The following is a 10,971-nucleotide window of genomic DNA, read 5'->3' as shown; positions in this document are numbered from 1 at the left end:
GGCGTACGCGTAGCCGAGGATCCGTCCCGCCTCCTCGAGGACGAGCCAGGCGTGCGTGGCGCGGGCGGCCTCGATGCGCGCAGCGACCGCGTCCTCGGTCGGTGGCTCGAGCTCGAAGGTGATCGCGGTGTCGAGAACGTACGGCCGGTAGATGCGCGCGCAGGCCGCGGCGTCGGCGGGCGTGGCGTCGCGGACGACCACGGCGAGGGGAGGGGTCGCGTCGGTCGGCATGGTGGCGATCGTAGGGGCCCGGGCCCGCACTGGTCCGCGGTCCTGTGAAGGGTGCACAGACCCCTGCCGGTCGGTGGGTGCGGAACGTAGAGTCGAGTGGTGGCACGGGTCACCGATCCGCCGAAGGTGCATCCGGCCGGCGCCGTCGGTGCCGGGCCGTCGACCCCCGCGCCCGGTGGCGGGTCGGAGCCGCCCTTGCCGCCCGAGCCGCCGCGCCGGTCCGGCCCACTGCGGTCGTTGCCCCGACGCGTCTGGGCGGTCGTGGTCGTCGTCCTCCTCGTGGCGGCAGCGGGGCTCGCCTTCGGGCTGACCCGTCAGTCCGGGCCGCCGCCGCCGACGCAGCGGGACGTCGACGCCAGCGTCCGGCGCAGCCTCGAGGCGTTTGCCGAGGACCAGGCCGCCCGACCCCCCGACGCCACCCTCGCCCACCGCGCCATCGAGCCCTCGCTCGTCCTCGTCACGACGCTCACCCCGACCCGTACCGGCGTGGAGCGCGGCACGGGGGCCGGCGTCGTCGTCAACGACGACGGCACGGTGCTGACCGCCGACCACGTCGTGGCGGGCGCGACCGGCATCACCGTCCAGTTCGCGGACGGCACGAGCTCGCCGGCGACGGTGGCGACGCGCCGGCCGGAGAACGACACCGCGACCCTGACGCCGGCGCGCCTGCCGACCACCGTCGTCCCGGCCGTGCTCGGCGGCCGGGCGCAGGTCGGCGTCCCGGTCTTCGCCGTGGGGCACCCGCTCGGGCTGACCGACTCGCTCTCGGCCGGGGTCGTGTCGGCCCTCGACCGCACCGTCACCGTGCCCGGCGGCAGGCAGCTGCGCCACCTCATCCAGTTCGACGCCGCCGTCAACCCGGGCAACTCCGGCGGGCCGCTGCTCGACCGGGCCGGGCACGTCGTCGGCATCGTCACGGGCCTGGCCAACCCCACCGACCAGACGCTGTTCGTCGGCATCGGCTTCGCCGTGCCCATCGCCACGGCCGGCGGCGCCGCCGGCAGCCCGCCGCACTGAGCGCCGGGTACGAGCACCAGCCCACCACGAGGAGAAGCCATGGACGACCCGACGCACGTCGCTCCCGACGTCGACACCGCCGCCGACCACCGGCTGCTCGAGCAGGCGCTCTACGAGGTCAAGCGAACCATCGTCGGGCAGGACGTGCTCCTCGAACGGATGGTCGTGGCGCTCCTCGCCCGGGGTCACCTGCTCGTCGAGGGCGTTCCCGGCCTGGCCAAGACGATGGCCATCAAGACGCTCGCGGCGACGGTGGGCGGCCAGTTCCAGCGCATCCAGTTCACGCCCGACCTCGTGCCGGCCGACCTCGTCGGCACGCGCATCTGGAACCAGCGCGACGGCGAGTTCCAGGTGTCGCTCGGTCCGGTCTTCGCCAACCTCGTGCTCGCCGACGAGGTCAACCGTGCGCCGGCCAAGGTGCAGAGCGCGCTGCTGGAGGTCATGCAGGAGCGGCAGGTGACGATCGGCCGCCAGACCTACCCGGCGCCGGTCCCCTTCCTCGTCATGGCGACCCAGAACCCCATCGAGTCGGAGGGCACGTACCAGCTGCCCGAGGCCCAGGTCGACCGCTTCATGCTCAAGGTCCTCATCGGGTACCCCTCCGCCGCAGAGGAGTTCGTCGTCGTCGAGCGGCAGATCGGGGCGGCGGTGCGGACGGCGCAGGTGCTGGACCCGGACGTGCTGCGGCGGTTCCAGCAGGAGGTCGACGAGGTGTACGTCGACCCGGCGGTCATCGAGTACGCCGTGCACCTCGCGTCGGCGACGCGCGACCCGGCCTCGGTCGGGCGCGACGACCTGTCCCGCCTCCTGACGTACGGGGCCAGCCCCCGCGCGTCCATCAACCTCGTCCTCGCGGCCCGGGCCCTGGCCTTCCTGCGGGGGCGTGACTTCGTGCTGCCGTCCGACGTGCACGAGCTCGCGCACGACGTGCTGCGGCACCGCGTCGTGCTGTCGTACGAGGCGCTGGCCGAGGACCTGTCGCCCGACGAGGTGCTCGCCCCCGTCGTCGCTGCGGTCCCCGTGCCGACGGCACCGACGCGCGAGGCCCCAACGGGGACAGGCGTCCCCGTCGGTGGGGTGGAGGACACGTCGTGGGCGCGGCCCCAGCACTGACGCCGGAGCGCCTGCTCCGCCGGCTCGAGTGGCGCGTGGTGCGCCGGCTCGACGGGCTGCTCCAGGGGGACTACCGCAGCCTCTTCACGGGGTCCGGGCTCGACTTCACGGACCTGCGCGAGTACGAGCCCGGCGACGACCTGCGGCACGTCGAGTGGAACGTCACCGCGCGCCTCGACGAGCCGTGGGTGCGGGAGTACGTCGAGGAGCGCGAGGTGACGGCGTGGCTGCTCCTCGACGCGTCGCGGTCGATGGGCTTCGGCGCCGCAGGCCGCAACAAGGACCTCGTCGTGGCCGAGCTCGCCACGACGCTCGCCCACGTCCTGACCCGTGGGGGCAGCCGCGTCGGGGCGGTCGTCGTCGACGCGGGCGTCGAGGCGGTCGTGCCGCCGCGGTCGGGGCGCACCCAGGTGCTGCGGATCGCCACGGCGCTGCTCGACCGGCGGGCGGCGCACGAGGCGGCCGACGCGGCGGCCGCCGCCCCGAGCCGGCGCCGATGGACGCTGGGTCGCCCGGTCCGCCCGTTCCCACCGGCACGTCCGGCCCCTCCCGGCCTCACCGACCTCGGCGGCGGCCTGCGCGCGCTGTCCGGCCTGGCGCGCCGGCGGTCGATGGTCGTCGTCGTCAGCGACCTCGTCAGCGCGCCGGGGTGGGATGCCGAGCTCGGCCGGCTCGCACGGCGGCACGACGTCGTCGTGCTGCGGGTCAGCGACCCCCGCGAGCACGACCTGCCGCACGTGGGCACGGTGTACGTCGAGGACCCCGAGACGGGCGAGCAGATCGTCGTCGACACCGACGACGCGGCCTTCCGGGCGCGGGTGCGGCAGGTGGCCGACGAGCGCCGGGCCGAGCTGGAGCGGGTGACGCGTCGGGCCGGGGCCGACCTGCACCACGTGTCGACGGAGGAGGACCTCGTGCGGGTGCTCGTGCGCGTGGCCGCCTTGCGGCGCAGGCGGATCGGAGCACGTCGACCATGACGCTGACCTGGCCGTGGATGGTGGCGGGACTCGCGCTCCTGCCGCTGCTCGTCGTGGCGTACCGGCGGCTGCTGGCCGCGCGGGCCGCGCGGCTTCGGGCCATGGCCGCGGAGGGCTTCGTGCTCGTGGAACGGCGCGACCGCCTGCGCCACCTGGGGCCGGTGCTGCTGCTCGCCGCCCTGGCCCTGCTCGTCGTCGCGCTGACGCGACCGGTGGCGGCCGTGGCCGAGCCGCACCGCGAGGGCACCGTCGTGCTGGCCTTCGACGTGTCGAACAGCATGGCGGCCACCGACGTCAAGCCGACGCGGCTCGAGGCGGCCAAGGCGGCCGCACGCGGCTTCGTGGAGAAGCAGCCGCCGAGCGTGCGCATCGCCGTCGTCGCGTTCGGCGGCAGCGGCGTCGTGGCACAACGTCCGACGGACGACCGGTCGGCGGTGCTCGCCGCGATCGCGCGGCTGACGCCGCAGGGCGACACGTCGCTGGCCGGTGGCATCCTCGGCGGCCTGAGCGCCATCGCCGGCAAGCCGGTGCGGCCGCCGACCGACACCGAGAACGGCGCGACGGACGAGACCCCGATCGGCTACTTCGGCGGCACGGCGATCGTCCTGCTCACCGACGGCGAGAACACGTCCGGCGCCGACCCGAACGACCTGGCCGACCTCGCCTCGGCCGCCGGGGTGCGCATCGACCCGGTGGGGCTCGGGACGCCTGCGGGCACGGTCATCGACGTGGACGGGTTCAGCATCGCGACCGCACTGGACGAGTCGGTGCTGCGCCAGGTGGCCGACACGACCGGCGGGACCTACCGGCGCGCGTCGGACGTCGCCACCCTCGCGGCCGTCTACGACTCGATCCAGCTGCAGTGGACGACCCGGTCGGTGCCGCACGAGATCACCTCGCTCGTGGCGGCGGTGGCGGCGCTGCTGCTGCTCGCCGGGGCGGCCGTGACGGTGCTCCGGCAGGGTCGGGTGGTCTAGGTGTCGTTCGGCCAGCCGCTCCTGCTCCTCGTCCTCGTCGCCGTCCCCGCACTGCTCGCGGCCTACGCCTGGCAGCTGCGCCGACGGCGTCGGGAGGCGGTGCCGTTTCCGGACGTCGCCCTGCTTCGGGCGGCAGGGGCGTCCACCCGGTCGTGGCGTCGGCACGTGCCGGTGGCGCTCGTGCTGGGCGCGCTGGCGCTGCTGGGCCTCGCCGGTGCGCGCCCGACCGTCGAGGCGGACGTGCCGACGTCGAGCTCGACGGTCATCATCGCGCTCGACGTCTCCGGGTCGATGTGCGCGACCGACGTGACGCCCAACCGGCTCAGCGCGGCCCAGGCGGCCGTGCGGGAGTTCGTCCGCCGGCAGGGCGGTGACGCGAAGGTCGGGCTCGTCGTGTTTTCCGGGTTCGCACAGCTCGCCGTGCCGCCGACCGACGACCGGGACGCGCTGCTCGAGGCGATCGACGAGGTGACGACCGGACGCGGCACGACGATCGGCGCTGCCATCCTGCGCTCCATCGACGCCATCGCGGAGCTCGACCCGACCGTGCCCCCGAGCGACCCGGTGGCCGAACCGGCGACGGACGGTCCCGGGACGGCCGACGCAACTCCGCCGACCGGCTCGCCGTCCTCCGGCGAGGGCTCCGGGGGCGACGCCCGGGCCGCGGCTCGCGGGGCGCCGGCGCCCGAGATCGTCGTCCTGCTCACCGACGGAGCCAACACCCGCGGAGTCACCCCGAGGCAGGCGGCCGAGCAGGCGGCGGCCCGCGGCGTCCGCGTCTACCCGATCGGGTTCGGCACCCGGAACCCGACGCGGCTCGCGTGCACGCTCGACCAGTACGGCGGCCTGCCCGGGCCCGGCTTCGGCCCCAACGTCGGTGGCGGCTTCGGCGGGTCCCGCGTCGGCGACATCGGCGGTCGCAACTTCCTCGTCGTCGACGAGGCAGCCCTGCGCGACGTTGCCGAGACCACGGGCGGCGAGTACTTCGCGGCGCAGGACGCCGAGTCGCTGGCGCAGGTCCTCGGCAACCTGCCCAAGCACGTGACGGTCACGCACGAGGCCGTCGACCTCAGCTCCGCCTTCGCCGGGCTCGCCGCCCTGGTGCTCGTCGTCGGCGCCTGGCTCTCCCTGCGCCGTGCGACCGCCTGAGGGCCGACCCGCTAGCGTTCGGGCGTGGGCACCGAAGGGCAGCAGCCAGTTCCCGTCCTCGACGTCGACGCCGACCGGATGGCCGTGCAGGCCGTCGTCGAGGCGTTCCTCGACGCATTCCGCTCCGGCCCCGAGGCGACGCAGCGCCTCGACCGGCTGCGCCGGCTGTTCCTCCCGCAGGCGGTCGTCGTCCGCACCTGCGGCGCGGACCTCGGCGTGCACGACGTCGAGTCGTTCATCGCCCCGCGGGAGGCCCTGCTGACCGGCGGGGTCCTCGTCGACTTCCACGAGTGGTCGCTCGGCGGGCGCGTCGACGTCTTCGGTGACATCGCGGCCTGGTTCGGGGCCTACGCCAAGGAGGGCGTCCACGACGGCGAGCCGACCGCCGGGCGCGGGATGAAGTCGGTGCAGCTGGTCCGGACGCGCGAGGGCTGGCGGATCAGTGCCGTCGCATGGGACGACGAGCGCCCGGGCCTCACGCTGCCGGCAGGCTCCCCAGGGGTAGGGAGGGCACCACGGCCCCTCGTCAGGGGGTCGGGTACTCGCCCTTGACGACGAAGTAGGACCCGCGGATCGTCCCGGCGAGCTTCGACTTCTGCCGCGCGAACTTGAAGCTCGAGAGCTCCTCGGGGACATCCATCCCGTCACACAGCTTGAACCCGACGGCGCGCTTGCCGCCGTCCGCGAGCGTGTACATGACGTTGATCGACAGGCCCGACTCGTAGAACACGTAGGACATCCGCATGCCGTCGACCTCGAACGTCGTGGCCTCCAGCGCCGGGGACGCGATGACGAGGCCGCGCTCCTCCCTCAGGATGCGGGCGACGTAGTCGACGACCTCCGTCGCCTCGCTCGCCGGGTGCACCGTGAAGGTGTGGTCGTACTTGTTCCGGTAGTACCGGGCCTCGTTCGCACGCACCCCCGCGAGCGCCTCCGCGTGCGGTGACGACTCGAGACCCACCGTGGAGACGTCCGTGAAGTCGACGGCGTAGGGCATGACCACCTCCGGAAGCAGGGCCTGGTTCCCACGAGGCTAGTCCCCGCCGCCGGTCGGGAGCCTGACACCGCGTCGGTGGTTCGGTCTAGGGTCGGCCGCATGGCGGTGCGGCAGGGGACCACGGAGCTGACCATCGAGCAGGCACGACGCGTGGCGATCCACGCCCAGCTGCTCGACCTGCCGCGCCCGACCGACCTGCTCGCGGTCGTCGACCGGCTGACGCTGCTCCAGATCGACCCCACCGCGGCGATCGCACCGAGCGCCGACCTCGTCCTGTGGTCCCGGCTCGGTTCGGCCTACCGGCCCGAGCAGCTCACGCAGGCGCTCGAGGAGCGCCGGCTCCACGAGACGGTCGCCTACGTCCGGCCGCCCGGCGACGTCGCGGCGGTCGTGGCCGAGTGGGTCGGACGCGAGTTCCACCCGTCGATCCTCGAGTGGCTCGAGGCCAACGAGCAGTTCCGGCAGGACATCCTCGACCGTCTGGAGAAGGCGGGCCCCCTGCTCTCGCGCGACATCCCCGACACGAGCGCGGTGCCGTGGCCCTCGAGCGGCTGGACCAACAACCGCAACGTCACCAAGATGCTCGAGTCGATGGCCCGCCGCGGGCAGGTCGCCATCGCCGGCCGCAAGGGACGGCAGCGCTACTTCGACCTCCCGGAGCGGGTCTACGGCGGTCCGCTCGAGCGGCTGACGCCCGACGAGGCCACCCGCATCCGCAACGAGCGCCGTCTCGCGGCCCTCGGCATCGCGCGGGCGACCGGACCGGAGCTGCCCGGCGAGCAGGCGTCCGTCGGGCAGGCCGGTCTCGAGGTCGCCGTCGCCGGCACGTCCGGGACGTGGCGCGTCCACGAGCCCTACCTCGACGAGCTCTTCGCGTCGTCCGGCTCATCCGGGTCGTCCGGTTCGCGGGGCACCTTCCGGGGCCGCGCGGCGCTGCTGTCGCCCTTCGACCAGCTCGTGCACAACCGCACCCGGGCCGAGCAGCTGTGGGGCTTCGAGTACTACCTCGAGATGTACAAGCCCAAGGACCGGCGACGCTGGGGCTACTTCGCGCTGCCGATCCTGCACCACGACCGCCTGGTCGGGAAGCTCGACGCCCAGGCCGACCGCAAGGCCGGGGTCCTCGTCGTCAGCGCCGTCCACGAGGACGTCCCGTTCACCCGGTCCATGGCCACGGACGTCAACCGCGAGATCGCCGACCTCGCCGCCTGGCTCGGCCTCGAGGTCCAGCGCGCCTGACGTGGTCGACGACGACGTCAGCCGCGGCTGACGCCCTGGAGCTGCTCGACGCGTCCGTGCCCGTTCGAGGTGGCGGGCGGGGCGGGCGGCGGGACCAGCCCGTCGACGGCGTCGCCGTTGCGCTCGGCGCGCCGGTCAGCCGCGCGCTTGGCCCCGTTGGTCCGGTACCCGCGGATCGCCCGCTTGGACTGGGCCGACAGCACCGACTGGTCGCTCTGGTGCGACAACGCCGACGTGTTGGACATGTTCGACAGGAACGAGAACGCGCTCATCGAGGACCCGATCGACAGCAGCGAGGCGATCGAGCCGATGCTGCCGACGGACAGGATCGAGCCGACGCTGCCGATCGACAGGATCGACCCGGTCGAGCCGATGGACAGGAACGAGTCGCGAGAGGCGATCGACCACTTCCCGCGGAGGGGTCGGGGAATCGTGGGCATGCTCCCGATCCTAGGCACGCGTACTCGGATTTCGCTGCGTTGCGCCGCGGCGCGTATCAGCGCCCTGCTCCTCGGCCCCTCCTGTTCATCCCCTCGCTACTCCGGCCACCCCGGCCACGCAGGATCAGGAGCACGACCGTGACCTCGCCCGGCACCTTCGCCTTCACCGTCCACCCGCGGACCCGCATCGGCGAGGACCTCGCCCGCGTCTGGGCACCGCTGGGGCGCGTCCCGGAGCGCGCGTACGCCACGGCCCTGCGCCGCCTGCCGCTGCCGCCCCACGCCATGGCCCGGGTCCGCATCGGTGACGAGCACGTCGGCCACGTCGTCCTCGTCCCGTTCGGCGCGCGGCACCTGCTCGAGGCACCCGGCGAGGGACGCGCCCGCGTCCACCGCGCCGTGGACAAGGCCCGCGACCTCGGCTGCGACGTCGTCGGCCTCGGCGCACTCACCGCCACGGTGACCGGCGGCGGCGTGTCGCTGCGGGGCCGCACCGACATCGGTGTCACCAACGGCAACGCCTTCACCGCCGCGATCATCGACGACCAGGCCCGCCGCCTCGTGCGCGAGGCCGTCGACCCCGCCGCCGACGCGCACGTGGCGGTCGTCGGCGCCACCGGCAGCGTCGGCTCCGCCCTGACGCGGCTGCTGGCACGCGACCGCGCCGTGGCCCGCCTGACGCTCGTCGCCCGGTCGCGTCCCCGCCTCGAGGCCCTCGCCGCCGAGGTGGGACGCCGGGTGCCGACGACTGCAGCCACGACCCTCGGTGCCGTGGGCGACGCCGACCTCGTCGTCCTGCTCACCGCCTCGGCCGACGCGCTGCTCGGGCCCGAGCACCTCAAGCCCGGTGCGGTCGTCCTCGACGGCACCCAGCCGCGCAACACCTCCGCCGACCTCCTCGGCACCCGTCCGGACGTCCTCGTCGTCGACGGCGGTGTCGTGTCGATCCCGTCGCTGCGCCTCGTCGGCGGCGACATCGGCCTGCCGGACGGACGCGCGTACGCGTGCTTCGCCGAGACGGCACTGCTCGCCCTGTCCGGCCACCGTGGCCACTTCTCCATCGGCGCTCCCGACCTCGAGCTCGTCGACCAGACGCGGGCGCTGGCAGCGGGCCTGTCGCACCTGGGTTTCCGCGCCGCAGCTCCGACGTCGTTCGGTCGGCCGGTCACCCTCGACCGCAGCGCGGATCACCGCGGTCCTGAGGCCGGCACCCGACGTGTGGTGCTGGGGGTGGCGTCGTGACCACCGTCGTGCGCGGCGGCCACCGGGCCCAGCAGCGCGTCGTCCTCCTCGGCGGCGGCTACGTCACGCTGCACGCCTACGCCGGCCTCATGCGTCGGGCGGGGCGGGCCGTCCGCCGCGGCGACGTGCAGGTCGTCGTCATCAGCGCCGACGACGCCCACAGCTTCCACGGCTTCACCGGCGAGGTGCTGGCGGGCCTGCTCCCCTACGACCGCATCCGCACCCCGCTGGCCGGCGCGATGCCGCACGCCCACGTCGTCGTCGGCCGGGCCGTCGGCATCGACACCGAGCGCCGCGTCGTCCGGTACGAGCAGGACGGCGAACCGGGCCAGCGCGTCCTCGACTACGACGAGCTCGTCGTGGGCACCGGCGGCCGGGAGCCGGCCACGACGGTCCCCGGCCTCGCCGAGCACGGGTTCACCCTGCGCTCGCCCGGCGACATCGAGGTGCTCGCCGACCGGGTCCGCGCGGCCGCCGACCAGCACGGGCTGCGCCGGCACACCGTCGTCGTCGCCGGCGGCGGCCTGGCCGGGGTGGAGATGGCCGCGGCGGTCGCCGACCTCGGGGGCGCCCGCGTCCGCGTCGAGCTCGTCCACTCGGGGCCGAACCTGTTGCCCGAGCTGCACGAGGCCCAGCCCCGCCTGGCGCGTCGCGCCGCGGACGAGCTGCGGCGCCTCGGCGTCCACGTCCGGCTCGGCGCCCGGCTCGCGGCGGTCACCGCCGACCGGGCCGTCCTGTCCGACGGCACGACGCTGCCGGCGACCACCGTCATCGCGACGATCGGCCAGCGACCCGTGCGCGTTCCCGGTCTCGACGAGCACCGCGACCCGCGTGGTCGACTCGTCACCCGCCCCGACCTGTCCGTCGTCGAGCACGTCTGGACGGCGGGCGACGCCGCGTGCGTCGTGCACCCGACGCGCCGCCACCCCGTACCCGCCAACGCGCTGTGGGCCATCAAGGGCGGCGACCACGTCGGTGCCAACGTTGTCCGGTCCATCCGTGGACGCGAGACGCGGGCGTTCGGCTACCGCGGCCTCGGCCAGGCCGCGTCGTTCGGGATGGGACGCTCGATCAGCGAGCTGTACGGCGTCCCCTTCACCGGATGGGCTGCCTGGGTGCTGCGGGTGACCTTCTTCCTGCGGTTCATGCCGTCGCGCCGCAAGGCCCTGCAGGTGGTCGGTGACCTCGTCCGGGTCGCCCGGCACGGCCGCCCGGTGCCCTCGGCGGCGTCACGAGGCGCGCTGATCCCGCTGGCCGCCGCTCGCGGCGGCGGTCACCTCGGCCACCTGGAGCGCGTCGAGACCTACCCGCCGCGCCCGGCCCGGTCGTCCGCCGCTTCCTACGTCACTGCTCACTCTGACTGAGCACTGACGTACCCGCAGCACCCCCACGCCCCCCGCGGCGACACCCTCCGACCGCTACGTCACTGCTCACTCTGACTGAGCACTGACGTACCCACGGCACCCCCCGGACCCCCGCCGCGACACCCTCCGACCGCTACGTCACTGCTCACTCTGACTGAGCACTGACGTACCCGCAGCACCCCCACGCCCTGTCTCTTATACACATCTGACGCTGCCGACGACGGA

General features: G+C 74.4%; 12 protein-coding genes. 9 read left to right on the top strand and 3 right to left on the bottom strand.

Annotation, left to right across the window (positions count from 1 at the left end; genetic code table 11):
- A partial coding sequence (locus ACR9ZK_RS17960) for an N-acetyltransferase family protein (protein ID WP_481343327.1) occupies positions 1 to 231 on the bottom strand: 231 nt, incomplete at its 3' end.
- Positions 232 to 330: 99 nt separating this feature from the next.
- On the opposite strand from ACR9ZK_RS17960, the gene ACR9ZK_RS17955 reads away from it, so the two are divergent.
- From ACR9ZK_RS17955 to ACR9ZK_RS17930, 6 genes are read left to right on the top strand one after another with little or no spacing between them, the layout of a single operon-like run.
- Complete coding sequence (locus ACR9ZK_RS17955) at positions 331 to 1,248, top strand: S1C family serine protease (RefSeq protein WP_481343326.1); 918 nt, start codon at positions 331 to 333, stop codon at positions 1,246 to 1,248.
- A 39-nt stretch (positions 1,249 to 1,287) separates the two neighbouring features.
- The gene (locus ACR9ZK_RS17950; RefSeq protein ID WP_481343325.1) at positions 1,288 to 2,361 is read left to right on the top strand and encodes an AAA family ATPase; all 1,074 of its coding nucleotides are present in this window, start codon (positions 1,288 to 1,290) and stop codon (positions 2,359 to 2,361) included.
- Complete coding sequence (locus tag ACR9ZK_RS17945) at positions 2,340 to 3,338, top strand: DUF58 domain-containing protein (protein ID WP_481343324.1); 999 nt, start codon at positions 2,340 to 2,342, stop codon at positions 3,336 to 3,338. The genes ACR9ZK_RS17950 and ACR9ZK_RS17945 overlap by 22 nt, the downstream gene beginning before the upstream one ends.
- Positions 3,335 to 4,315, top strand: coding sequence for a vWA domain-containing protein (locus ACR9ZK_RS17940; RefSeq protein WP_481343323.1), 981 nt, complete (start codon positions 3,335 to 3,337; stop codon positions 4,313 to 4,315). The genes ACR9ZK_RS17945 and ACR9ZK_RS17940 overlap by 4 nt, the downstream gene beginning before the upstream one ends.
- Entirely contained in the window at positions 4,316 to 5,464 is a 1,149-nt protein-coding gene (locus ACR9ZK_RS17935) for a VWA domain-containing protein (protein WP_481343322.1), read from the top strand.
- 24 nt (positions 5,465 to 5,488) lie between these two features.
- Positions 5,489 to 6,016 (top strand): DUF4440 domain-containing protein, encoded by a 528-nt coding sequence (locus ACR9ZK_RS17930; protein WP_481343321.1) that lies wholly within the window; start codon positions 5,489 to 5,491, stop codon positions 6,014 to 6,016.
- Here the strand turns inward: ACR9ZK_RS17930 and ACR9ZK_RS17925 are convergent.
- On the bottom strand, positions 5,991 to 6,461 hold the full coding sequence (locus ACR9ZK_RS17925; RefSeq protein ID WP_481343320.1) for a phage tail protein: 471 nt from the start codon (positions 6,459 to 6,461) through the stop codon (positions 5,991 to 5,993). The two genes, ACR9ZK_RS17930 and ACR9ZK_RS17925, sit on opposite strands and share 26 nt — an antisense overlap.
- A 99-nt stretch (positions 6,462 to 6,560) precedes the next feature.
- On the opposite strand from ACR9ZK_RS17925, the gene ACR9ZK_RS17920 reads away from it, so the two are divergent.
- Entirely contained in the window at positions 6,561 to 7,700 is a 1,140-nt protein-coding gene (locus ACR9ZK_RS17920; protein ID WP_481343319.1) for a DNA glycosylase AlkZ-like family protein, read from the top strand.
- A 17-nt stretch (positions 7,701 to 7,717) separates the two neighbouring features.
- On the opposite strand, the gene ACR9ZK_RS17915 is transcribed toward ACR9ZK_RS17920, so the two are convergent.
- Positions 7,718 to 8,140, bottom strand: a complete 423-nt coding sequence (locus tag ACR9ZK_RS17915) for a hypothetical protein (RefSeq protein WP_481343318.1) — start codon at positions 8,138 to 8,140, stop codon at positions 7,718 to 7,720.
- Positions 8,141 to 8,278: 138 nt separating this feature from the next.
- On the opposite strand from ACR9ZK_RS17915, the gene ACR9ZK_RS17910 reads away from it, so the two are divergent.
- Together ACR9ZK_RS17910 and ACR9ZK_RS17905 are read left to right on the top strand one after the other, a co-directional pair.
- Positions 8,279 to 9,382, top strand: coding sequence for a semialdehyde dehydrogenase (locus tag ACR9ZK_RS17910; RefSeq protein ID WP_481343317.1), 1,104 nt, complete (start codon positions 8,279 to 8,281; stop codon positions 9,380 to 9,382).
- Entirely contained in the window at positions 9,379 to 10,746 is a 1,368-nt protein-coding gene (locus ACR9ZK_RS17905; protein WP_481343316.1) for an NAD(P)/FAD-dependent oxidoreductase, read from the top strand. The genes ACR9ZK_RS17910 and ACR9ZK_RS17905 overlap by 4 nt, the downstream gene beginning before the upstream one ends.
- Positions 10,747 to 10,971 lie beyond the last annotated feature (225 nt).

Source organism: Monashia sp. HAY1-5C (assembly GCF_056755255.1).
This window is presented reverse-complemented; position numbering and strand designations above follow the sequence as displayed.